Genomic DNA, 24,216 nt, shown 5'->3' on the forward strand with positions numbered 1-24,216 from the left:
AAATTACTTATATTTTTATAACTATGTTTAATAAAATGGTAAAGTTTATTTTATGTATGGTTATCATGGCAGTAGCCAGCACAGAAGAGGTAAATTATTTTCCTGATCAATGTGAAAGTTATAAAGGAATGCTAAAGAAAATTGCTGCTATTACATTTGCTGAACGAAAAATCACTCAACAGTCAGAATATTTAATCACGTTATTTGATGGGCCTACGGTAACGAAAAGAATTCCAGTTTTAGGGTTAAGGGGAGGGGATTATAACAAGAAAATGTTTGGTATCATTGAAATGGCATTCTCAACAGGGAGTCTTGTTACGATCCAGCACTGTGAGCAAGGAAACATTGCAGGATTGATGATCAGTTCTATCAATCAATTTTAAAATGCCTTGCCAGAAGCGGAGCTGTAAAATCTTTTTTAAGGTAAAAACCTCTGGGAAGGGTCATGATCGTTTGGCCCGATTCACCAATCCCTTCTGTTAGGGCTTTGCTATTTGCCGCCTTGGGGCGTATTTGTAAAACCTGTCCATGCCGAGCAGTAATCGTTTCGACTTTTCCTAATACAATCAAATCCATCAGCTCTTCCCAATCTTGACGTAATAATTTTTCTTCCAAAGGAGATGGGCTCCACAATAATGGGCTTGCCACACGTCGCTCGGCAAGTGGTATTTGCCGTTCACCTTCGATAGGAAACCAGAGCACACGTGAAAGCTTACGATAGACATGACTATTTTCCCATGTTAACCCGCTATTGCCAGTGAGAGGAGCAACAGAAACAAAGGTTGTTTCAAGAGGTACGCCATGGCGATCTATAGGAATAGTTTTTAGTTCAACACCAATATTTGCAAAGTCTTGTTCTGGCTTACTCCCTGCGGTGGCACCTAAGAAGTACTCAAGCAGCATACCAACCCAGCCTTTATCACGTTTTAGATCTGGAGGGATTGGTAAACCTGCATAGCTTGCTAGCTCGCCAAGTGTATAGCCTGCGAGAGCTTGTGCTCTAGCCATTAGCACAGATTCATTTTCAGGGGGTAAAGGTGGTGTAAATTGCATAATGCGATGAAATAATAGCCAAAAAAAATCCACAAGGTATATTCAGTATATCACTTTTTATAAGAGATTATTAATATATTGATATATAAGATAATAATTGCCTTTAATAAAAAAAATAAAACTAAAAAAAATAGGTTATTCACGTTCATCCCATGCTAATCACAGGGTCATGCACTGAGTTATCCACAGGTTTATTGGATAACTGTGAAAAAATTTAATTACTGTGTGTATTTACAGCCTTGACTTCGTCATTTTGTTGAGCTTCGTCACATAAAATGAGTAAGTTAAGTACATTACTTGTGGATAAATCATACATTGTTTGATCTTTGCTCACTTGAACTCCTAAACAAGGATGATGAAAAGATAAACAGTGAATAACTTGCCTTAAATCGCGTTATCCTTATGATTTATTAGAGTTTAATAAAAATGGTTAGTTTGCTTAATTAATCCCTTTAAAGGATATACCCTGATTACTATCGTGTTGTTAACATAGATATCCACAGAAAAAGTGAATAACATCCTTATTATTCACTTACAATGTTTATAACTTCTATGATTTCTGTGTATTATCCTCAGTGGGTTTAAACCATGCAGATTTAAAATCGAACCAACCGAAAGTATTCATCCTTGCTCCACGCATGGTTTTTTGCCCTTGTAACTCTAACCAATGGTGGAAAATAGGATGGAATATCTGTGAATCAACAAGACTTTCACACCAAGACTCAACATTTAATTGTTGATTTCGCCATTTAACGAGCTCTTCGTTTAACGAGTTACCTAAGCATTGACGTAAGAGTGGAATTTCGTACAAAGTAGCAAAAATAGAAAATTCCAGAGGTTTAAAAAAGTTAGCAGTGGCTAACCAAATATCACTTTCGACATCACCATTAAACCACGCTTGATAATCAACAATTTGTATTTTTAATTCAATGCCTTGTGATTTTAAAACGCGTTTCATGATCTGGCTAATCGCATAAAACTCATGGTGCTGTTGGTAAAAGGTGACGGTGAGCTGAGTAAGATCGGCTGGTTTTGGTAGCGGTGTTAGCATCTTACTGTGATGCCAATGAAGCAATAAGCCATAGGCAGGCGCCCAGTGCCGTTGATAAAAGGATTCACAATGAGCTAATAAATTTATTGGCGTCAAATAACTGCACAGCCATTTACGGATATCACTGCGTTGAGAAAGCGAAGAGCGTTGATCCATCAACAAAAAGTAACAACCTTCCTCCATTCTGCTTTCTAGTGAATCATTAGGCGTATTGTCACTGTCCATTTTTAATGTGGTACAAACCATTTGTTCAGAAAGCTCTGGTACGACCCAAATAGTCACTTCATCGAGTAGTGCACGATAGCCAAAGTATCGCTCAAATGCGGTAATGGTAAGTTTTTGAGGTAAGTTTTTTTCGACGAGATAAGGTCCTGTACCAATAGGCAATTTATTAAAATTTTCAAGGCTTTCCCATTCTTTAGGTATGATAGCCGCATGAGGGCTACCTAATAATAATGGGAGCTGCTTATCTGGTGAACTTAACTGAATATCAATCACGTAAGGCAGTGGGGATGTAACAGATTTAATATGAGAAAATAGTGGCCAACAATGACTTAAGCGCATTAGTGAGCTAATAACGTCATCGACTAACATTTCTCGTCCATGATGAAAATAGATTGCTGGTCTTAAATAAAAGCGCCATTCGGTATCACTAATTGCTTGCCAATAATGAGCTATCCCATTTTCGACTTCCCCTTTTTCCTCATTTATATGGGTTAGCCCGTTAAAGATTTGGCTCATTAAATGAATTTCAGAACGGCGTATCGGTGTTCCGGGCAATAAATTAGGAAAATCACGATAATAAATGATGCGTAATAGGTTTTTACCTTGTCGATAGCTTCGTTCCAGCTCAGAAAGCACCATTTGGCGAATTGTTTCTTTGTCACCGACTAATGCGACTAATTTTTCAATGCTTTCTTCTTTTAATAAGCGTTCAGCCTGAGCTTGTTGTAATTCTAATCCATTAATATGAAAAAGTAGGGTAGACCGTTTACCTCGACCAGCCTCTGCTTGCCAACTTAGCCAGCCATGAGATTGCATATTATTGAGTAAAGTACGAACGTGACGACGAGAGCAAAACAGGGTGTCTGCAATATGTTGCAGTGTGGTTTCACTATCTTGTCCTTGGAAGTGCTGCCAGAGGCGAACAAATTGCGTTTGCAGACGAGAACTAGACATAAAAGGGGAACTCCGGCAATGATTTCATCAATTTTTATTTCCTAATATCCCATTGATAATAGGTACCAGTAAGTAGCTCGTTAGGTCTGCTAGTTAGCAGGCAAACTCCCCGAATTATTGAGTAATGGTAATTTACCAGCCGATAGCTTAGGTTATCGGCTTTTTTATTGTTTTTTACCATGGCGCTTCCTTTTCTAATAATACAAAAACAATAGGGATGGCTTCAGTTTAGATTAGCATGTTATGAAAAACTTGTTCACTATTTAAAAACAAAAACGCCTGCAATTATTGCAGGCGTTTGGTGGTTGAAACTTAATCGTTAACGCATAAAAGAAGGGAGTTTTTGCTCATATTGGCTAATTTGCTCTGCATGTTGCAATGTCAAACCAATACTATCAAGGCCATTCATCATGCAATGGCGACGGAAGCTATCAATCTCAAAATGATAAGTTTTATCGCCTGCTTTAACGGTTTGATTTTCTAAGTCGACAGTGAATTGGCATCCATCATGCAGCTTCACATAATTAAACATTTCGTCGACTTCTTGTTCGCTCAATTTAATTGGTAATAACTGATTATTAAACGAGTTGCCATAAAAGATATCGGCAAAACTTGGTGCAATCACGACTTGAATACCAAAATCGGTTAATGCCCAAGGCGCATGCTCCCTTGATGAGCCGCAACCAAAGTTTTCACGTGCCAATAGAATACTCGCGCCTTTGAATACCGGTTTATTTAAGACGAAATCCGGATTAGGTTGTTGGCCTGCATCATCTAAAAAACGCCAGTCATTAAACAAATGTTGGCCGAAACCTGTACGAGTCACTTTCTGCAAAAACTGTTTAGGGATAATTGCATCTGTATCGACATTTGCAGCATCTAAAGGTGCGACAATACCAGTATGAGTAATCAATTTTTCCATTTCATGTCTCCTTTAGGCTTGAATATCACGTACATCAGCAAAGTGACCATTGATCGCTGCTGCTGCTGCCATCGCAGGGCTGACTAAGTGAGTGCGACCAGCTCGGCCTTGGCGGCCTTCAAAGTTACGATTACTGGTGGATGCACAACGCTCACCCGGGTTTAAACGGTCATTGTTCATTGCAAGGCACATAGAGCAACCCGGTAAACGCCATTCAAAGCCAGCTTCGATAAAGATTTTATCTAAACCTTCTTGCTCTGCTTGTGCTTTAACTGGGCCCGAGCCTGGGACAACAATGGCTTGCACACCCGCAGCGACTTTTTTGCCTTTTGCGATTGCCGCAGCTGCACGCAAATCTTCAATACGAGAGTTGGTGCAAGAACCGATAAACACTTTGTCAATTTTCACATCAGATAATTTAATACCTGATTCTAATCCCATATAAGCTAACGCTTTTTCCGCAGAGGCACGTTCGACAGGATCACTGAATGATTCAGGTGCTGGGATTGGTTGATTAATGGCGATTACTTGACCTGGGTTTGTTCCCCAAGTGACTTGAGGTTCAATATCGCTAGCTTGTAATGTGACGACTTTATCAAACTGGGCATCATCATCCGTTTTTAACGTTTTCCAGTAGGCAATAGCTTCATCCCACTCTGCGCCTTTCGGAGCAAACTGGCGCCCTTTCATGTAATTGAAGGTGGTTTCATCAGGGGCAATGATCCCCGCTTTTGCCCCTAATTCGATAGCCATATTACACACTGTCATACGGCCTTCCATGCTGAGGTTTTCGATAGCTTCGCCACAAAATTCAACAATATAGCCTGTGCCACCTGCGCTACCTGTTTTACCGATAATAGCCAATACGATGTCTTTTGCTGTAATTCCAGCAGGAGCTTTGCCGATAACTTCAATTTTCATTGTTTTGGCGCGTGCTTGTTTCAAGGTTTGCGTTGCCATAACATGTTCAACTTCAGATGTACCGATCCCGAAAGCTAAAGCACCGAATGCACCATGTGTTGCGGTATGTGAGTCACCACAAACAATTGTCATACCCGGCAAGGTGATACCTTGCTCAGGTCCCATAACGTGGACGATCCCTTGATAAGGGTGGTTGAGGTCGTATAACGTGACGCCAAACTCTTCACAGTTTTTCATCAATTCTTGCATTTGGATCCGCGCCATATCACCACATGCATTGATATCTTTGGTCTGCGTAGAGACGTTATGATCCATAGTGGCGAATGTTTTGCTTGGCTGATGCAATGGGCGATTCTTTGTTCTTAAACCATCAAAGGCTTGAGGTGAGGTCACTTCATGAACCAAATGACGATCGATATAAATAAGAGGTGTCTCGTTGTCAACTTCACGGACAACGTGGGCATCGTATAATTTTTGATATAAAGTTTTAGCCATGTTACACCCCTTCACGAATATAGCGGGCGATAATATCACCCATTTCACTAGTACTAACGGACTTACCACCACCTGCTAAATCAGCAGTACGATGCCCATCTTCTAACGCTTTATTGACAGCTCTTTCGATAGCATCTGCGGCATCGTTTTCATTTAAGCTGAATCTTAACAGCATTGCTGCGGATAGAATTTGTGCGATAGGGTTTGCAATATTCTGTCCTGCGATATCTGGTGCTGAGCCACCTGCTGGCTCATATAAGCCAAAGCCAGCTTCATTTAAACTTGCAGATGGCAGCATTCCCATTGAACCTGTGATCATGGCGCATTCATCAGAAATAATATCGCCAAATAAATTTGAACACAGCACAACATCAAATTGTGAAGGCGCTTTGATCATCTGCATGGTCGCGTTATCAATATACATGTGGCTAACGGTGACATCAGGGTATTCTTTGGCGATTTGATTAACAACTTCACGCCATAAAACTGAGCTTTGTAACACATTAGCTTTATCAATTGACGTTACTTTATGATTACGTTTCTGCGCTGATTCAAAGGCAATACGGGCAATACGCTCGATTTCATAGCGATGGTAAATTTCAGTATCAAATGCATACTCTTCTTTACCTTCGCCTTTACGGCCTTTAGGTTGACCGAAATAGATACCACCCGTTAATTCACGCACGCACAAAATGTCGAAACCTTGAGCTGCAATATCAGCTCTTAATGGACAAAACGCTTCTAAAGCTTGATACAAACGCGCTGGGCGCAAATTACTGAATAATTTAAAATGCTTACGTAGTGGTAATAAAGCACCACGCTCAGGTTGACTATCAGGCGGTAAGTTTTCCCACTTCGGGCCACCGACAGAGCCAAACAGCACCGCATCCGCATTTTCACAACCAGCCACTGTTTCTTCAGGCAATGGCTTACCATGACGATCAATAGCGATGCCGCCAACATCATATTCTTTAGTGGTAATCGATAACGCAAAGCGCTGACGGATAGCATCTAATACTTTATTTGCTTGCGCCATAACTTCTGGACCAATACCATCTCCAGGCAATACGGCAATATGATAGCTCTTAGACATTGTTATACAGCTTCCTTTGTATTTGATTGTGATTCTTGTTGATTTATTTTTTGTTTTTCTTTTTCGACTTGCTCAGAACGCCAGATGCTATTTAATACATGCACCATTGCTTTTGCAGAAGACTCAACGATATCTGTTGCTAAGCCCATTCCGTGGAAACGGCGATTGAAGCATTCGACAACAATATCGACTTGGCCTAGCGCATTCTCACCTTGGCCTTTTGCGGATAATTTGTACGATACTAATTGAATAGGGTAATTTGTGATCTTGCTAATAGCTTGATAAATGGCATCAACAGGGCCGTTGCCAGTGGCAGCTTCTGATTTTTCCTCTTCCCCGCAGCGCATTTTCACTGTTGCGGTCGCAACGACACTGGAGCCTGATTGGGTGCTGAAATAGTCCATGACAAAATGGTCAGTTTCATCTTGCTGATTAGCAAAGAAAGCCAATGCTTCTAAGTCATAATCGAACACTTGGCCTTTCTTATCGGCTAAACCTAAGAAGGCGGTATACAATTCATCTAAATTGAAATCTTTCCCTTCATGGTATCCCATTTCTTCCATGCGATGTTTAACCGCTGCACGACCTGAACGAGAGGTTAAATTCAATTGGATAGCTTTCAAGCCAATCGATTCTGGCGTCATAATTTCATAGGTTTCGCGGTTCTTCAGCACACCGTCTTGGTGGATCCCCGATGAGTGAGCAAATGCATTGCTGCCTACAACAGCTTTATTGGCAGGGATCGGTGTGTTACATAACTGGCTAACTAATTGGCTGGTACGGTAGATTTCTTTGTGATTAATATTGGTATGAACATTCATCATCTGCTCGCGCAATTTGATGGCCATAATCACTTCTTCTAATGCGGTATTGCCTGCACGTTCACCTAATCCATTAATGGTTCCTTCAACTTGGCGAGCACCCGCTTGTACGGCTGTAATGGAGTTGGCAACAGACATGCCCAAATCATCATGACAGTGCACAGAAATAATAGCTTTATCAATATTAGGAACGCGTTCATATAAAGAAGTAATAATGCCACCGAATTGGTATGGCGTGGTGTAGCCAACAGTATCTGGAATATTGATGGTGGTTGCGCCAGCTTTGATTGCGGATTCAACAATACGGCATAAGTTATCAATATCGGTACGGCCTGCATCTTCACATGAAAATTCAACATCATCAGTATAACGTCTAGCGCGTTTGATTGAGTCGATCGCCATATCCATGACACCATCAAACGTTTTATTTAATTTCTTTTGTACATGTAAGTTTGAGGTAGCTAAAAAGATATGGATACGAAATGCTTCAGCGACTTTTAATGATTCAGCAGCCACATCAATATCATTTTGCACACAGCGAGCTAATGCACAGATACGGCTATTTTTAATTTCACGAGCGATAGTTTGTACAGATTCAAAATCACCGGGAGAGGAAACCGGAAAACCTGCTTCAATGATATCTACGCCCAAGCGTTCTAACGCAAACGCAATCTGTAATTTTTCTTTAACGGATAAACTTGCCTGCAATGCCTGTTCGCCGTCACGTAAGGTGGTATCGAATATAATGACTTGATCGCTCATGTTGTGTTCCTCTTTAAATACAGAATTTTATCGTTATATTTTTGCGGTGCCGGCAGGCATAAAAAAACCCGCGGCTGGCGCGGGTTCTTTATGTTTCTGGACTGCGTGTTACCTTCCGTCCACAAGCATACCGCGCACATTGGATGCGAGTAGTAGTAGGCTTAGTAGGCGGATAGAAATTGTCATTTACGCGGTCTCTAAAATTTGTTTTTCATCAAGATATATTTATTGATACGTGATCTTTTCTTTGCTGTCAACTTTAGATTTTTGTCGTAAATTTTGCGAATTATGAATCATCATCAATACTTAGTGATTGTGACTAATTTCTAAATTTTTAGTGATGTTTTTCCCTATATTTTGGTCATAAAGCAGGGGTAAAATTCTTTTCATGAAATGTCGAGGTAAAAACATAGCATAAACTGATTGTTTTGGGTGTTTTTTGCGCGACTTTGCGATGTGAATAAAGCGATAAAGTGAGAAATAGAAATAGGCTTGAATTATAGTTTTCAATCAATAAATTATTCGGTAAATGAATAATTTATAATTAATCTGATAATGAGAATGTTTCGGTAAAGCTGATCATATTTATTATGATTTATTTTAAAAATTGTTTTATTATTTTGGGGTTAACAATAGTAGTTTTAAATGAATGAGTAATATTCATTTAATATATGAATACCTTCGCTTCTTATTACAGCTTATATTGTATCATCAAATCTATAAGTTATATAATTAGAGCGTCGTTTTATAAATGCAGGGAACGCAGAATAGCTTATTATGTATAAGTTGTTTGAAAAATAATATTTAATGAATTTATGCATCTATTAAATAAGTTATAGGTATATGAATTGTCATTAATTAAAAATGATAAATATCTTTATTGGAGTAAAGAATGATTGATTTTGATACAGTTTCACCAACAAAAAAAGAGAATAGTGATATTCATCTAAGAAACGTAGACTTAAATTTACTGACAGTCTTTGATGTTGTAATGCAAATGCAAAATGTGACTAAAGCAGCACAAATTTTGGGGATGTCACAACCTGCGGTAAGTAATGCAGTATCTCGTTTAAAATCAATGTTTAATGATGAGCTTTTTGTTCGTTACGGTAGAGGGATCCAACCGACATCACGTGCTAAGCAATTATTTGGTCCTATTAGACAAGCCTTACAATTAGTTCATAATGAACTACCCGGAGCCTCTTTTGATCCCCTGATTAGCGAAAGGATTTTTAATTTAGCGATTTGCTCCCCTCTAGATATTCGCTTAGCGGCAATTGTTGTCGAAAAGTTTAAAGAAATATCACCTAATATTAATATAGTTATTCATGGTTTCTTAGATAATAACATTGAACATAAACTAAAATATCAAGAAACAGATTTTTCGATAAGCTACAATAAGCTCGGTAAAAACGAATATCAACATCAAATTATCTTTAATGATGAAGCTGTTTTAGTGGTGGCCAATAACCATCCTTATATTGGAAATAGCATCACGCTTGAAGAGTTAGTAAACGAAAAACATGCAGTTATGTCTATGGATAATATTGGTTCATTTAGTCATTTATATTATTCTAATACTGATTTATCACAAACAATTAGTTATCAAGGAATCAATTTACACAGTGTGCTAAATATGGTGTCACAAACTAATTTAGTCGCTATTGTACCTAAATGGTTGGTTGAGCATGCAGATAATAAATTCCCTGTTCGCACAGTGGCCTTGCCTTGGGCTGACAATACACGTCCATGTTATTTAACATGGCATGAGTCAACGTCTCGCGATAAAGGGCATCAATGGATGAAATCACGAATTTGTCAGCTTATTACAGAATCATCAATCTAGGCTTACTGCTGATTAACCCTTCTTATACTGTTTAATTAAAATTTACTTAAGGTGCGGCTAGGTAATCTGTGAATGAGGTGCTAGGGGCATACACAGTATGTGATGAATAGCGCATGAACCTAGTCGCCATACCTTAATTAAAAGTGTTGTAACAGGTCGTATTATGAGAGTAACTCGTCAGAGTGAAATACAATAGTGGGTTTTGTTAAGCCAATAACATTTGCATAATCTTTACATAATACCTCTTTCCTCGCTCCTTTTTAGTCTATACACTCCAAGTATTCAGCTAACAGTTGTAAGCTGAAATAATTAACTTACGAAGTGTCTTGTGACTTTGCCGAATCACTTCAGTTAACAAATGTACTATAGGAAACACACTTTGATTACTGAAAACCTTTATCCTTACCATCTGGTTAATCGCTTGCACAATAGATTTAGTGCTGTTGAATCGGCAAGCCGGATAGCTTTCAGTCAATGGCATAATGGCCAACAGAGTGAGCTGACGTGGAAGGAAGTTGAACAACTCTCTTCTGCAATTGCTTGCCGTCTTCTGTCGCTTAATGTTGCCATACAGGAAAACATTGGGTTATTTGCCCATAACAGTATGAATTGGTCTTTAGTTGACCTCGCTGTTTTACAACTAAAAGCCGTGACGGTACCTTTATATGCAACAAGTAGCTTAGAACAAGCCGCCTATATCATTAATGATGCAAACATCCGTATTCTATTTGTCGGCGAGCAAGAGCAGTATCACATTGCGTGTCAATTAAAATCGCATTGCCCACAGCTTATTGCTATTGTGGTGCTTAACAGTGATGTTGAGTTACTAGAAAGTGACATTCCTTCATACCACTTATCGCACTTTATTGAGCAAAATACCGTAGAATATCAAGATGAATTAAATCGTCGAATTGCTGCTCATAACCTTAGTGATCTTTTCACTATCATTTATACATCAGGAACAACCGGTGAACCTAAAGGTGTTATGTTGGATTATTACAACATGGCAGCACAACTCTATTTGCACGATCAACGTTTGAAACTCACTTCTGAAGATGTATCATTAAGTTTTCTACCACTATCTCATGTTTTTGAACGCGCTTGGAGTTTCTATGTTATGCATACTGGCGCTCGCAATGTGTATTTAACAGACACCAATGCGGTTAGAGAGGCATTAGCAGATGTAAAACCAACGGTGATGTGTGCCGTGCCTCGTTTTTATGAAAAAGTATATAGTGCGGTATTAGGTAAAGTTGCTAAAGCGCCTCTACCGCGTCGTTTATTGTTTAAATGGGCACTAGCCCAAGGTAAGAAAAAAACGAAAGCTCTTACCAAAGGCTCATCACTCTCAATTATTAATAACGCATTTTATAATTTGGCGGATAAATTGGTTCTCACCAAGTTGCGTCAGTTGCTTGGTGGACGCATTCGTTTTATGCCTGCTGCTGGTGCGCGCTTAGATGATGATGTGATTGCTTTCTTTTTAGCCGCTGGCATTAATATTAAGTATGGTTATGGTATGACAGAAACCTGCGCGACGGTTTCATGCTGGGAAGAAGGGCGTTATCCGCTCGGATCTATTGGGACACCTTTATCATCAGTCGAAGTACGTATTGGCAATAATAATGAAATTCAGGTCAAAGGGCCTGTGGTGATGAAAGGTTATTATAATCGTCCACAAGAAACTGATGATACTTTTACAGCGGATGGTTGGTTAAAAACGGGTGATGCGGGTGAGATAGATGCACAAGGCAATCTGTATATTACTGATCGTTTGAAAGATTTGATGAAAACATCGAATGGTAAATATATTGCACCACAAATGATTGAAGGGGTGTTAGGGCAGGATCAATTTATTGAACATATTGCGGTAATTGCAGATGCGCGCAAATTTGTATCGGCTTTAATTGTGCCTTGTTATGATTCACTTGAGGAATATGCACGGTCGATTAACTTAAAATACCGTGACCGACTTGAATTGCTCAAAGACTCAAATATCGTGGCCTTATTTGAAACTCGCTTAAAAGATTTGCAAAAAAATATTGAAGCATTCCATCAAGTTAAACGTTTTACACTACTTCCTGTCAATTTCTCAATGGAAAAAGGGGAGCTGACACCAACACTCAAATTACGTAGAAAGATCATATCAGAACGTTACCAGTCTGAAATAGAATCAATGTATCGTGAATAATTAAGCTATCACATTTCTCTCTTAGCCGGATATTTAACATCATATCCGGCTGCACTTTGCACTCTTTTTCACTACATTGCAGCGATATTTGCTGCTCTTCGTTATTATCTTAGTTAGTTCGACTAATAATTAATAAAGATGGAGTGAATGCTCTAAGTTGACATTTTTGCTTAACAAATGATGTTTGCGTCGTATTAATCTCAACGATATGTTAATAGCAGTCATAATTACGACAGAAGAAATGACAATAATTACGAGGACAGTCATACCTCTGTTAACTTGCAAAAATAGTCTGGGGGCAAACTCATGGAGATGTTGTCGGGAGCAGAAATGGTCGTCAAGTCATTGATAGACCAAGGTGTAAAGCACGTATTTGGTTATCCAGGTGGTGCTGTTTTAGATATCTATGATGCACTTCATACCGTTGGTGGTGTGGATCATATACTCGTTCGTCATGAACAAGCCGCTGTACATATGGCGGATGGATACGCACGATCGACAGGGGATGTAGGAGTCGTCTTAGTGACTTCAGGGCCCGGTGCGACAAATGCGATCACCGGTATTGCAACAGCATACATGGATTCTATTCCCTTGGTCGTACTATCAGGGCAAGTCGCAAGCTCCCTTATCGGTAATGATGCATTCCAAGAATGTGATATGGTGGGAATATCTCGCCCAATTGTAAAACATAGTTTTTTAGTTAAAAAAGCGGAAGACATACCTGCAATCATCAAAAAAGCATTTTATATTGCAGCAAGTGGGCGTCCTGGTCCTGTGGTCATTGATTTACCTAAAGATACAGTCAGCCCGGCGCACAAATACCCTTATCGCTATCCTGAAACAGTTTCTTTGCGCTCATACAACCCGACGTTGCAAGGCCATAAAGGACAAATCAAAAAAGCACTTTCTAAGCTGATAGCAGCACAAAAGCCAGTATTTTATATTGGTGGTGGTGCGATCAACTCAAGCTGCTCACCAGAAATTCTAGAACTTGCTGAAAAGTTGCAACTTCCAGTGGTTTCGACGTTAATGGGACTCGGAGCTTTCCCTGAAACACATCATTTATCCGTTGGGATGTTAGGCATGCATGGGACTTATGAAGCCAATAAAGTCATGCATAACTCGGATGTAATTTTTGCAGTTGGGGTGCGTTTTGATGATAGAACCACCAATAACCTCGAAAAATATTGCCCAAATGCCACGGTTATCCAAATCGATGTTGACCCAACCTCTATTTCAAAAACCGTAAATACAGATATTCCGATTGTTGGTGATGCTAAATTGGCACTTCAGCAAATGCTGAGCCAGTTAGATCAAGCTTCCACAAAGCAGAATAGCCAAGCGCTTCAGGCGTGGTGGAAGGATATCGAAACATGGCGCGAGAAAAAATGCCTTAGTTACCAAACCAATAGCCAAAAAGTTAAACCACAGCAAGCCATTGAAGCTATCTATCGTTTAACACAGGGTGAGGCTTATGTGACTTCAGATGTCGGCCAACATCAAATGTTTGCGGCATTATATTATCCATTTGATAAACCTCGTCGCTGGATCAACTCAGGTGGCTTAGGAACGATGGGCTTTGGTTTACCCGCTGCTTTAGGGGTTAAATTAGCGCATCCACAATCTACCGTTATTTGTGTTACTGGTGATGGCAGTATTCAAATGAATATTCAAGAGCTGTCAACGGCGCTGCAATACGGCTTACCTGTCATTGTATTGAACTTAAATAATGGTTTTTTAGGCATGGTGAAGCAGTGGCAAGATATGATTTATCAAGGGCGACACTCTCACTCTTATATGGAATCATTGCCTGACTTTGTGAAGCTTGCTGAAGCTTATGGTCATGTCGGTATTTCTATCAGCTCTCCTGCTGAGTTAGATGACAAGTTAAAGCAAGCCTTGGTTGAGGTTAATGAAAACCAACGCTTAGTGTTTGTTGATATTAATGTTGATGAAACTGAGCATGTTTACCCAATGCAAATCCGTGGTGGTGCAATGGATGAAATGTGGCTGAGCAAAACGGAGAGGACTTGATCATGCGTCGTATTTTATCAGTTTTATTAGAAAACGAATCCGGTGCGTTATCTCGAGTCATCGGGCTATTTTCTCAACGTGGCTACAATATTGAAAGTTTGACGGTTGCACCGACAGATGATCCGACATTGTCTCGAATGACTATTCAGACAAAAGGCGATGCGAAAGTTCTTGAGCAAATTGAAAAGCAGCTACATAAATTAGTAGATGTATTGCGTGTTAGCGAATTAACGGCTTCAGCACATATTGAACGTGAAATTATGTTAGTTAAGTTGCAAGCATCAGGTTATGGGCGTGATGAAATCAAACGTTGCTCAGATATTTTCCGTGGACAGATTGTTGATGTGACGCCAACGCTTTATACCGTTCAGCTCGCAGGAACAAGCGATAAACTAGATGCTTTTATCGAAGCGGTGCGTGGTGTTGCTGAAATTGTTGAAGTTGTACGTTCAGGTATCATCGGTGTATCACGCGGTGATAAAATTATGCGATGAAAAATTTGTCAGCTGAAGGTAGAATGCAGTAATGTGTAAAGCCCCGAGTCATTCGGGGCTTTGACCGTCAGCTGTTATTTTATACTCTAAATAATTCAAGATGCAGGTAGTTAATCCCCTCTACTGCTTGAAATATAACGAGTATATAGGCTTGCGGTTATTAGAGACTGCAATATAAGCAGTATAATCAATGTATTAAGTTTGGTTGAAACACACAAAGAGGTTAACGTGAAACTGGATGAAATAGCCCGTTTAGCAGGGGTTTCCCGCACAACGGCTAGTTATGTGATCAACGGCAAGGCCAAGCAGTATCGAGTCAGCGATAAAACTGTAGAAAAAGTGATGGCTGTTGTCAGAGAGCACAATTACCATCCAAATGCCGTAGCTGCGGGGCTACGCGCAGGGAGAACACGTTCGATAGGGCTAGTCATCCCTGATCTCGAAAATACGAGCTATACTCGTATCGCTAATTATCTTGAACGTCAGGCACGCCAACGCGGCTATCAGTTATTGATAGCCTGCTCTGAAGATCAACCTGATAATGAAATTCGTTGCGTTGAACATCTTTTGCAGCGTCAAGTTGATGCGATTATTGTCTCAACGGCACTACCTCCTGAACATCCTTTTTATCAGCGCTGGGCAAATCGTTCCTTACCTATTATCGCTCTTGATAGGGCGCTTGAAAAAGAGCACTTTATTAGCGTAGTGGGTGATGACCAAGAAGATGCATTGATGATCTCAACTGAGCTGAAGAAATTTCCTGCAAAATCAGTGTTATATCTTGGCGCTTTACCTGAGCTATCCGTCAGTTATTTGCGTGAACAAGGTTTTCGTAAGGGCTGGGAAGGCGATTCAAGAGAAGTTAATTATCTGTACGCTAATAGTTATGAGAGGGCGTCAGCAGCAGATGTGTTTGCTGAGTGGTTAGATAAAGGCAATCAGATGCCTGATGCTTTGTTTACGACGTCATTTTCGCTGTTGCAAGGTGTGCTCGATGTCGCATTGAAACGTAACGGGCGCTTACCAGAACATATGGTAATTGCAACGTTCGGTGATAGCGAGTTGCTTGATTTTCTTGGCTGTCCTGTTTTATCGCTTGCACAGCGTCATAGGGATATTGCTGAACGTATTTTAGAATTAGTTCTTGCAAGTCTAGATGAAAAGCAAAAACCTGATACAGGTATTACACGTATTCGCCGTGATTTATGCCGACGTGGTAGCTTAGGTCGTAAGGAATAATTATTTTTTAATTAATCTGGTTGAATACTGAGTGATATCGATCACATTTATGAGTATCATATTAGCCCCTATTCAAAAGGGGCTTTTTATTTCATGCTAAAAATAAGTAAATATTTAACTTTAGGAATATTCTTAATCGGATAAATCTAATTTCTCGAAGTGGAATAAAATTAAATAAAAAAATTAATTTAAAAGTTTAGGTTTAAATATAAAATTTATCCTGAATCCATATTTGAGTTAAAATACTGTCTATTAAAACAGTGTTTTAATAGGTTGAAATTTATGGTTTTTATTTTCCTGTGAGGCAATTATCGAGAATATTTATAGTAATTAGACATTCACGGTTAATTTGAAAGTAAAGAATCGGTTATCGATAAGCTGATTAAAAATGAGACGTATATAGGATATATCATCATTTGCCCGTTTTTTCGTCAGTAAAATAGAATTAAGTCAATATTTACTGCATTGTCAAAAATAAATGAGTTATATCAACCCGTTATTCATAATTTTATCTCCGAATTAGATTTTACCCTCTCTTATCTTTTCTGAATTGTTCTGTAAATAAAGCAAAAGCTAGGTGCATCTGGCTTGACAAGGTTTTCCTACCATTCGTAAACTTTATAAGTGGAGAATTGTGGGGTAAAGTGGGTAAACAGGAAATAAAGAGGTTTTACTGGGTATGTTTCGTGGGGCAACACTGGTAAATCTCGACAGCAAAGGGCGTCTTACCGTGCCTACCCGATATCGGGGAATGCTGAGCGAGGAATCTAAGGGGCAGATGGTATGTACCATCGACCTCCACCAGCCATGCCTATTACTTTACACGTTACCTGAATGGGAAATTATTGAAGAAAAACTGTCTCGCTTATCAACCATGAACCCTGCGGAACGGCGTGTACAGCGTCTGTTATTAGGGCATGCCAGTGAATGCCAAATGGATAATGCAGGGCGTCTTTTGTTAGCTAGTACGCTGCGCCAACACGCAGGGCTAACAAAAGAGGTCATGTTAGTCGGCCAAATAAATAAATTTGAACTTTGGGATGAACAGACTTGGTATCAGCAAGTTGAAGAAGATATAACTGCTGAAAGACAAACCCAAGAACCGCTGTCAGCCCGCTTACAGGATTTGTCACTATAAACATGACACAGCAGCAATTTAAACATGTAACAGTATTGCTTGATGAAGCAGTCAACGGACTCAATATTAAGCCAAACGGTATCTATATCGATGGCACCTTTGGCCGTGGTGGTCACTCAAGATTGATATTAAGTCAGCTAAATGAACAAGGGCGCCTGATTGCGATTGACCGTGATCCTGAAGCAATTAAAGCGGCTCAATTAATTAATGATCCACGTTTTATGATTAAACATGGGCCATTTTCTGCGATTGCGGATTATGTCGCAGAAGAAGGATTGGTTGGCAAAATTGATGGTGTTTTATTAGACCTTGGCGTGTCATCACCACAATTAGATGATCCAGAACGCGGTTTTTCGTTTATGCGAGATGGACCCCTAGATATGCGTATGGATCCCACGAGAGGTCAATCAGCACAGCAATGGCTCATGAATGCAGAAGCGGATGACATTGCATGGGTACTGAAAACCTTTGGTGAGGAGCGTTTTGCAAAACGTATAGCGAGAGCCATTGTTGAGCGTAATCATAATCCTGAAGAAGAGGCATTAACGCGTACTCGTCAGCTAGCTGAATTAATTGCGAAAGTGAGCCCGATAAAAGATCGTCATAAGCACCCAGCAACCCGAAGCTTTCAAGCAATACGTATCTATATCAACAGTGAATTAGAAGAAATAGAACAGGCACTTGAAGGCGCAGTGGCTGTTCTCGCACCAGAAGGGCGTTTATCGGTAATCAGTTTCCATTCGCTAGAAGATAGATTAGTGAAACGTTTTATCCGCCGAAATAGTAAAGGTCCGAGTGTGCCAGCAGGGATCCCACTGACTGAAACTCAAATTAAAGAGTTAGGTGCTGCCAAGTTACGTGAAGTGGGGAAAATGAAACCTTCTGGCGCTGAGGTAGATGAAAATCCAAGAGCGCGCAGTTCGGTATTGCGCTTCGCACAGAGGATGGCGTAATGGTTCCAGAAAGGCATAGCCTAGGAAAAGTTATCGGGCGCGATCTTTTCCGTTATGGAATTATTCCTTTAATTTTACTTGCTGCGATTATTATCAGTGCTGTATTTGTGGTTACCACCGCCCATGAAACGCGCTTACTGACAGCAGAAAAAGATAGATTATACGAAGAAAAAGATGCGCTAGATATTGAATGGCGCAATCTGATCCTAGAAGAAAACGCATTAGCTAGCCACAGCCGAGTTGAACGCTTATCTGTGGATAAATTACAGATGGTTCATGTTGAGCCTTCTCAAGAAAATATCATTGTTTCTAAGCAGTAGATAAGGTTACGTGACTAATGAAAGCACCGAAGTCAGCTAAAAATAAGAAACAGGAAGAAAATACCAGCTTTGTCAGCTGGCGTTTTGCTTTGCTGTGTGGCTGCATTTTATTAGCTTTAGCTGGGCTACTGGTGCGTGTTGCCTATTTACAAATTATCGCGCCAGAAAAATTAGTAAAAGAGGGCGATATGCGCTCACTGCGGGTTCAGGAAGTATCGACAGCTCGCGGTATGATCAGTGATAGAGAAGGGCGACAATTAGCCGTTAGTGTTCCTGTAAACGCTATCTGGGCGGATCCGAAAGTGGTGTTTGAGAAAGGGGGCGTTAGCAATAATGAGCACTGGAAAGCACTGGCTGATGCGCTGGAAATCCCTCTAGAACAAATTACTGCAAAAATATCGGCTAATCCAAAAGGCCGTTTTGTGTATCTTGCTCGCCAAGTGAACCCATCAATTGGTGAATATATTTCTAAATTGAAAGTGCCCGGTATTTACTTACGCAAAGAGTCACGCCGTTATTACCCTTCAGGGCCCGTGACTGCGCATTTAATTGGCGTAACAAATATTGATGGTGAAGGCATTGAGGGCGTTGAAAAAAGTTTTGAACGCTGGTTAAAAGGCTCTCCCGGTGAGCGAACTGTTCGTAAAGATCGTAATGGTCGCGTGATCGAAACCGTTTCATCAGTAGATAGCCAAGCAGCACACAACCTAGTATTGAGTATCGATGAACGGATCCAATCTATCGTTTATCGTGAGTTGACTAAAGGTGTTCAAGAAAACAAAGCAGAGTCTGGTGTAGCGATTTTAGTGGATGTGCACACCGGTGAAATTTTAGCGATGGCAAATAGTCCATCCTATAACCCGAATAACTTAGCGGGCACGCCGATGGATGCAATGCGTAATCGGGCGATCACCGACATTTTCGAACCAGGCTCAACGGTAAAACCGTTAGTCGTAATGAGTGCACTGAATAATCGTATTATCAAAGAAAATACGGTATTGAATACTTATCCATATCGGATCAGCGGCCATGAAATCAAGGACGTTGCTCGTTATGCAGAGTTATCTATTACCGGTATTTTACAGAAGTCGAGTAACGTTGGTGTTTCAAAACTGGCGTTAGCGATGCCTGCTACAGAGCTGGTGGATGTGTATAGCCGCTTTGGGTTTGGCAAGCCGACTAATCTGGGGTTAGTCGGGGAAAGTAGTGGCATCTTTCCAAGTAAAAAAACACGGTGGTCTGATTTAGATAGGGCCACCTTTTCTTTTGGGTATGGACAAATGGTCACACCACTACAATTAGTCCGTGCCTATGCAACAATCGGTAGTTTTGGAATTTACCGTCCATTATCTATCACTAAAGTTGATCCTCCAGTGCCGGGAACACGAGTGTTCCCAGAGCAAACGATGCGTACCGTAGTACACATGATGGAAAGTGTTGCTTTGCCTGGTGGTGGTGGAACACGAGCGGCAATCAAAGGCTATCGTATTGCGATTAAAACAGGAACAGCGAAAAAAGTGGGTCCTGAGGGGCGTTACGTAGAGAAATATATTGCTTATACCGCTGGTGTCGCCCCTGCGAGTAATCCTCGCTATGCCCTTGTCGTTCTTATCAATGAGCCTAACGCGGGTAAATATTACGGTGGTGCAGTATCTGCACCAGTATTTGGTTCAATCATGGGAGGCGTATTACGCATGATGAACATAGAGCCCGACGCATTACAGCCGGATGAGAAAAACGACATAGTCATTAATAAAAAAGAGGTTAAAAGTGGCAGATCGTAATCTTTGTGATCTTCTTTCGCCATTTGGCGTAAGCACAGCAAACATCTCATTACGTGAGATGACTTTAGACAGCCGTAAAGCAGCGGCTGGAGATCTGTTTATTGCTATTAAAGGCCATCAATCAGATGGTCGACATTATATTTCCCAAGCCATCGCACAAGGTGTTGCTGCGGTGATTGCTGAAGCTGCGGGAGAAGCCGCTGAAGGCGAAATACGTTATGTACATGGCGTTCCGGTTGTTTACCTCAATGACTTAAATAACCGACTTTCTGCATTAGCCGGTGAGTTTTACCAGCACCCAGCAGCTAGAATGAAGCTCGTGGGCGTGACAGGAACAAATGGTAAAACCACGACGACGCAATTAATTGCCCAATGGGCGCAAGGGTTAGGTGAAACTAGCGCGGTCATGGGGACGGTAGGTAATGGCTTGTTAGGGCAGGTTGCTCCAAGTGAAAATACCACTGGCTCAGCAGTAGATATTCAAGTTGAATTGACACAGCTGTTAAAACATCAGGCAACTTTGACCGCGATGGAAGTCTCTTCACATGGTTTGATCCAAGGCAGAGTCGCCGCACTGCCTTTCGATGCGGCGGTCTTCACTAACTTAAGCCGTGATCACTTAGATTATCATGGTGATATGGAAAACTATGAAGCAGCTAAATGGTTATTGTTTTCCACTCATCAAACCAAAGCACAAATTATTAATGCAGATGATGAAGTTGGCCTGAAATGGCTACAACGTTTACCACAAGCTTGCGCCGTATCAATGGAACAACGTATTCCATCACAGTGGCAAGGCTCTTGGCTACAAACAACCGCCGTTGAATATCATGATAGTGGTGCAACGATCAACTTCACATCATCATGGGGTGATGGAGTACTAGAAAGCCCACTAATGGGGGCATTTAATGTTAGTAACTTGCTTTTAGCCATGGCGACATTGCTAATGATGGATTACCCATTAGACCAACTATTAAATGCCGCCACTTCATTATCGCCTGTTTGTGGGAGAATGGAGGTGTTCAGTGCACCGAACAAACCTACAGTGGTTGTTGACTATGCCCACACGCCAGATGCTTTAGAAAAAGCGTTAGCCGCAGCGCGTTTACATTGTAAAGGGCAACTATGGTGCGTGTTTGGTTGTGGTGGTGATCGTGATAAAGGCAAGCGCCCGTTAATGGGGGCAGCGGCAGAAGAGTGGGCTGACAAAGTGGTGATCACTGATGACAACCCTCGCAGTGAAGAACCGATGAATATTATTAACGATATCATGGCGGGTATTCTAGACTCTAGCCGTGTATTGGCGATCCCTGGTCGTGCCGAAGCAGTCACTAGCAGTATCATGCAAGCGAATGTTGACGACGTCATTGTGATTGCGGGTAAAGGGCATGAAGATTACCAAATCATTGGTCATCGCCGTTTAGATTATTCAGATCGCCTTACTGTCGCTCGATTATTGGGGGTGCTAGCATGATCCCTTTAACGCTAACTCAACTTGCAGATGTGACTTCTGGGCATTTATGTCGCATTGAAGGGCTTGATGCATCAACATTAGCCTTAAATGCAGTCAGTACCGACAGCCGTAAAATAGACTCAGGTTGCCTATTTATTGCATTAAAAGGCGAGCGTTTCGATGCGCATGATTTTGTCGAATCAGTGGTTGAAGGCGGTGCAGTTGCATTATTAGTTGACCGTGAATTGGATGTTGACTGTCCACAAGTGGTTGTAGATGACACCCGTCTTGCGATGGGGCAGCTTGCCGCTTGGGTTCGTCAACAAAGCCGAGCGAAAATCGTTGGTCTAACCGGTTCTTCTGGTAAAACTTCAGTGAAAGAAATGACCGCATCGATTCTTTCTACTCGCGGTAACACACTGTATACCGCGGGGAATTTGAACAATGATATCGGTGTTCCTCTAACATTATTTAGACTCACCAATGAATATGATTACGCTGTGATTGAAATGGGCGCTAATCATCCAAACGAAATCGCGTATACCACGAATATTGTCAAGCCACAGACCGCTTTGGTTAATAACTTATTTGCTGCACATTTAGCTGGGTTTGGTTCACCAGAAGGCGTTGCTCGTGCAAAAGGTGAAATTTATCAAGGTATTCCTGAAGAAGGTACAGCGATTGTTAACCTTGATAGCTGTTCTGATAAATGGCAGTTTCAGCCGCGCCAAACCGTTTGGTATTACTCATTAACTGCACAGGATAAAGCTGATTTTTATCCATCGGATATTGAGATAAAGCAGTTAACTACGAATTTCATGTTACATACACCCGTTGGGCAGGTGGCAATCAGCTTGCCTTTACCGGGGATGCATAATATTGCTAACGTTTTGGCTGCGAGTGCTTTGGCAATTTCAGTAGGCGCAACGTTAGAGGATATTCGTCGTGGCTTAGCAACGACAAAAGCCGTGCCGGGCCGTTTATATCCGGTACAGCTAAGCGATATGAAAGTTGTTTTAGATGACACATATAACGCAAATGATGGCTCAATGATTGCAGCAATTAATGTTTTGGCTAAAATGCCCGGCTATCGCATTTTGGTGGCAGGGGATATGGGCGAACTCGGTGATTATGCACAAGATTGCCATCAACGTGTAGGCATAGCAGCAAAAAATGCAGGTCTGGATAAAGTACTGACCGTTGGTACGTTGAGTGAGTTGATCAGTCAGTCCAGTGAATGTGGTGAGCACTTTGCATTCAAAAAAGATTTATTAACCCGACTAATTCCGCTAGTTCAGCAGAATGAGGTTGTTTCTATTTTAGTTAAAGGTTCACGCAGCTCCGCCATGGAAGATGTTGTGAATGCATTGAAGGAGTGCTTCGCATGTTAGTTTGGCTTGCCGAAATATTGGTGCATCATTTTTCTGTCTTTAACGTCTTCTCTTATTTGACGTTTAGAGCCATTGTCGGTTTGCTGACAGCACTTGCTATTGCGTTGTGGATGGGACCTCGTTTAATTGCCTATTTACAAAAAATGCAGATTGGACAAGTTGTACGTGATGTGGGGCCTGAGTCTCACTTCAGCAAGCGTGGTACCCCAACTATGGGGGGGATCCTGATCCTGTTTTCAATCAGTATTTCAGTATTACTGTGGGCACGTTTAGATAACCCTTATGTTTGGTGTGTACTGTTGGTACTTGTTGGCTACGGTTTAGTGGGCTTTGCTGACGACTATTTAAAAGTAGTACGTAAAAATAGCCGTGGTTTGATTGCTCGATGGAAATACTTTTGGCAATCCGTCATCGCCTTAGTCGTCGCATTTTCAATGTATGCGGTTGGTAATGATACGCCGGCAACACAGCTAGTTGTGCCATTCTTTAAAGATGTCATGCCACAGCTAGGCGTACTTTATATCTTACTGGCTTACTTCGTTATTGTTGGAACCAGTAATGCCGTGAACCTAACCGATGGTCTCGACGGTTTAGCGATTATGCCAACGGTATTTGTTGCTGCTGGTTTTGCGCTAGTGGCATGGGCAACCGGTAACGTCAATTTTGCGAGTTACTTACATATACCATTTTTACCTCATGCGGGTGAGCTCGTGATTGTGTGTACCGCGATTGTTGGGGCTGGGCTCGGTTTCCTTTGGTTTAATACCTATCCTGCACAAGTGTTTATGGGCGATGTTGGTTCACTGGCATTGGGTGGTGCTTTAGGTACGATAGCCGTTTTACTGCGCCAAGAGTTCTTATTAGTGATCATGGGTGGGGTATTTGTCGTTGAAACCTTATCGGTCATTCTACAAGTAGGCTCTTTTAAATTGCGTGGCCAACGTATATTTCGTATGGCACCGATTCACCATCATTATGAGTTGAAAGGTTGGCCTGAACCACGTGTTATTGTGCGTTTCTGGATTATTTCTTTGATGCTAGTACTTATTGGTCTAGCAACATTAAAGGTACGTTAA

General features: G+C 41.0%; 19 protein-coding genes. 13 read left to right on the forward strand and 6 right to left on the reverse strand.

Going from position 1 to position 24,216, the window contains the following annotated elements; all coding sequences use genetic code 11:
* Positions 1-65: 65 nt before the first annotated feature.
* The gene (locus M1E96_RS05895) at positions 66-383 is read left to right on the forward strand and encodes a hypothetical protein (protein WP_369427420.1); all 318 of its coding nucleotides are present in this window, start codon (positions 66-68) and stop codon (positions 381-383) included.
* On the opposite strand, the gene mutH is transcribed toward M1E96_RS05895, so the two are convergent.
* The 6 genes from mutH to leuA all read right to left on the reverse strand — a co-directional run bounded on the left by mutH (position 370) and on the right by leuA (position 8,297).
* Positions 370-1,053: a DNA mismatch repair endonuclease MutH gene (gene mutH, locus M1E96_RS05900; protein WP_070925315.1), complete on the reverse strand. Its 684-nt coding sequence runs from the start codon at positions 1,051-1,053 to the stop codon at positions 370-372. The genes M1E96_RS05895 and mutH overlap by 14 nt on opposite strands.
* A 550-nt stretch (positions 1,054-1,603) precedes the next feature.
* Entirely contained in the window at positions 1,604-3,283 is a 1,680-nt protein-coding gene (sgrR, locus tag M1E96_RS05905) for an HTH-type transcriptional regulator SgrR (RefSeq protein WP_369427421.1), read from the reverse strand.
* Positions 3,284-3,602: 319 nt separating this feature from the next.
* Positions 3,603-4,205, reverse strand: coding sequence for a 3-isopropylmalate dehydratase small subunit (gene leuD / locus M1E96_RS05910; protein WP_369427422.1), 603 nt, complete (start codon positions 4,203-4,205; stop codon positions 3,603-3,605).
* 12 nt (positions 4,206-4,217) lie between these two features.
* Positions 4,218-5,621 (reverse strand): 3-isopropylmalate dehydratase large subunit, encoded by a 1,404-nt coding sequence (leuC, locus tag M1E96_RS05915; protein WP_349489816.1) that lies wholly within the window; start codon positions 5,619-5,621, stop codon positions 4,218-4,220.
* A 1-nt stretch (position 5,622) separates the two neighbouring features.
* Entirely contained in the window at positions 5,623-6,714 is a 1,092-nt protein-coding gene (gene leuB, locus M1E96_RS05920) for a 3-isopropylmalate dehydrogenase (RefSeq protein WP_369427423.1), read from the reverse strand.
* Positions 6,715-6,716: 2 nt separating this feature from the next.
* Positions 6,717-8,297, reverse strand: coding sequence for a 2-isopropylmalate synthase (gene leuA / locus M1E96_RS05925; protein WP_070925253.1), 1,581 nt, complete (start codon positions 8,295-8,297; stop codon positions 6,717-6,719).
* An 892-nt stretch (positions 8,298-9,189) separates the two neighbouring features.
* On the opposite strand from leuA, the gene leuO reads away from it, so the two are divergent.
* The 12 genes from leuO to mraY all read left to right on the forward strand — a co-directional run bounded on the left by leuO (position 9,190) and on the right by mraY (position 24,216).
* Positions 9,190-10,143 (forward strand): transcriptional regulator LeuO, encoded by a 954-nt coding sequence (gene leuO / locus M1E96_RS05930; protein ID WP_272580143.1) that lies wholly within the window; start codon positions 9,190-9,192, stop codon positions 10,141-10,143.
* Positions 10,144-10,501: 358 nt separating this feature from the next.
* Complete coding sequence (locus M1E96_RS05935; RefSeq protein WP_272580142.1) at positions 10,502-12,334, forward strand: long-chain fatty acid--CoA ligase; 1,833 nt, start codon at positions 10,502-10,504, stop codon at positions 12,332-12,334.
* A gap of 306 nt (positions 12,335-12,640) precedes the next feature.
* A complete protein-coding gene (gene ilvI / locus M1E96_RS05940; RefSeq protein ID WP_070925256.1) occupies positions 12,641-14,368 on the forward strand; it encodes an acetolactate synthase 3 large subunit in 1,728 nt (575 codons plus the stop codon).
* A 2-nt stretch (positions 14,369-14,370) separates the two neighbouring features.
* A complete protein-coding gene (ilvN, locus tag M1E96_RS05945; RefSeq protein WP_070925257.1) occupies positions 14,371-14,862 on the forward strand; it encodes an acetolactate synthase small subunit in 492 nt (163 codons plus the stop codon).
* 228 nt (positions 14,863-15,090) lie between these two features.
* The gene (cra, locus tag M1E96_RS05950) at positions 15,091-16,101 is read left to right on the forward strand and encodes a catabolite repressor/activator (RefSeq protein ID WP_070925258.1); all 1,011 of its coding nucleotides are present in this window, start codon (positions 15,091-15,093) and stop codon (positions 16,099-16,101) included.
* A 679-nt stretch (positions 16,102-16,780) separates the two neighbouring features.
* Positions 16,781-17,239, forward strand: coding sequence for a division/cell wall cluster transcriptional repressor MraZ (mraZ, locus tag M1E96_RS05955; protein ID WP_070925259.1), 459 nt, complete (start codon positions 16,781-16,783; stop codon positions 17,237-17,239).
* Positions 17,240-17,241: 2 nt separating this feature from the next.
* Positions 17,242-18,192, forward strand: coding sequence for a 16S rRNA (cytosine(1402)-N(4))-methyltransferase RsmH (gene rsmH, locus M1E96_RS05960; RefSeq protein WP_272580141.1), 951 nt, complete (start codon positions 17,242-17,244; stop codon positions 18,190-18,192).
* Positions 18,192-18,512 (forward strand): cell division protein FtsL, encoded by a 321-nt coding sequence (gene ftsL / locus M1E96_RS05965; RefSeq protein WP_140181791.1) that lies wholly within the window; start codon positions 18,192-18,194, stop codon positions 18,510-18,512. Before rsmH ends, ftsL begins: the two co-directional genes overlap by 1 nt.
* A gap of 17 nt (positions 18,513-18,529) precedes the next feature.
* Positions 18,530-20,296 (forward strand): peptidoglycan glycosyltransferase FtsI, encoded by a 1,767-nt coding sequence (gene ftsI, locus M1E96_RS05970; protein ID WP_070925262.1) that lies wholly within the window; start codon positions 18,530-18,532, stop codon positions 20,294-20,296.
* Complete coding sequence (gene murE, locus M1E96_RS05975) at positions 20,283-21,770, forward strand: UDP-N-acetylmuramoyl-L-alanyl-D-glutamate--2,6-diaminopimelate ligase (RefSeq protein WP_272580140.1); 1,488 nt, start codon at positions 20,283-20,285, stop codon at positions 21,768-21,770. The genes ftsI and murE overlap by 14 nt, the downstream gene beginning before the upstream one ends.
* Entirely contained in the window at positions 21,767-23,140 is a 1,374-nt protein-coding gene (gene murF / locus M1E96_RS05980; protein ID WP_337979846.1) for a UDP-N-acetylmuramoyl-tripeptide--D-alanyl-D-alanine ligase, read from the forward strand. The genes murE and murF overlap by 4 nt, the downstream gene beginning before the upstream one ends.
* Positions 23,134-24,216, forward strand: coding sequence for a phospho-N-acetylmuramoyl-pentapeptide-transferase (mraY, locus tag M1E96_RS05985; protein ID WP_070925265.1), 1,083 nt, complete (start codon positions 23,134-23,136; stop codon positions 24,214-24,216). The genes murF and mraY overlap by 7 nt, the downstream gene beginning before the upstream one ends.

The organism is Providencia sp. PROV236 (assembly GCF_033676985.1).
GTDB lineage: Bacteria > Pseudomonadota > Gammaproteobacteria > Enterobacterales > Enterobacteriaceae > Providencia > Providencia manganoxydans.

Bases quoted from the DNA above. Each gene is read 5' to 3' on its own strand.
- leuA (WP_070925253.1), bottom strand. From the start codon at position 8,297: ATGAGCGATCAAGTCATTATATTCGATACCACCTTACGTGACGGCGAA.
- mraZ (WP_070925259.1), top strand. From the start codon at position 16,781: ATGTTTCGTGGGGCAACACTGGTAAATCTCGACAGCAAAGGGCGTCTT.
- rsmH (WP_272580141.1), top strand. From the start codon at position 17,242: ATGACACAGCAGCAATTTAAACATGTAACAGTATTGCTTGATGAAGCA.
- M1E96_RS05895 (WP_369427420.1), top strand. From the start codon at position 66: ATGGCAGTAGCCAGCACAGAAGAGGTAAATTATTTTCCTGATCAATGT.
- leuC (WP_349489816.1), bottom strand. From the start codon at position 5,621: ATGGCTAAAACTTTATATCAAAAATTATACGATGCCCACGTTGTCCGT.
- leuO (WP_272580143.1), top strand. From the start codon at position 9,190: ATGATTGATTTTGATACAGTTTCACCAACAAAAAAAGAGAATAGTGAT.
- leuB (WP_369427423.1), bottom strand. From the start codon at position 6,714: ATGTCTAAGAGCTATCATATTGCCGTATTGCCTGGAGATGGTATTGGT.
- leuD (WP_369427422.1), bottom strand. From the start codon at position 4,205: ATGGAAAAATTGATTACTCATACTGGTATTGTCGCACCTTTAGATGCT.
- sgrR (WP_369427421.1), bottom strand. From the start codon at position 3,283: ATGTCTAGTTCTCGTCTGCAAACGCAATTTGTTCGCCTCTGGCAGCAC.
- murF (WP_337979846.1), top strand. From the start codon at position 21,767: ATGATCCCTTTAACGCTAACTCAACTTGCAGATGTGACTTCTGGGCAT.
- ilvN (WP_070925257.1), top strand. From the start codon at position 14,371: ATGCGTCGTATTTTATCAGTTTTATTAGAAAACGAATCCGGTGCGTTA.
- M1E96_RS05935 (WP_272580142.1), top strand. From the start codon at position 10,502: ATGTACTATAGGAAACACACTTTGATTACTGAAAACCTTTATCCTTAC.
- mutH (WP_070925315.1), bottom strand. From the start codon at position 1,053: ATGCAATTTACACCACCTTTACCCCCTGAAAATGAATCTGTGCTAATG.
- ftsI (WP_070925262.1), top strand. From the start codon at position 18,530: ATGAAAGCACCGAAGTCAGCTAAAAATAAGAAACAGGAAGAAAATACC.
- ilvI (WP_070925256.1), top strand. From the start codon at position 12,641: ATGGAGATGTTGTCGGGAGCAGAAATGGTCGTCAAGTCATTGATAGAC.
- ftsL (WP_140181791.1), top strand. From the start codon at position 18,192: ATGGTTCCAGAAAGGCATAGCCTAGGAAAAGTTATCGGGCGCGATCTT.
- mraY (WP_070925265.1), top strand. From the start codon at position 23,134: ATGTTAGTTTGGCTTGCCGAAATATTGGTGCATCATTTTTCTGTCTTT.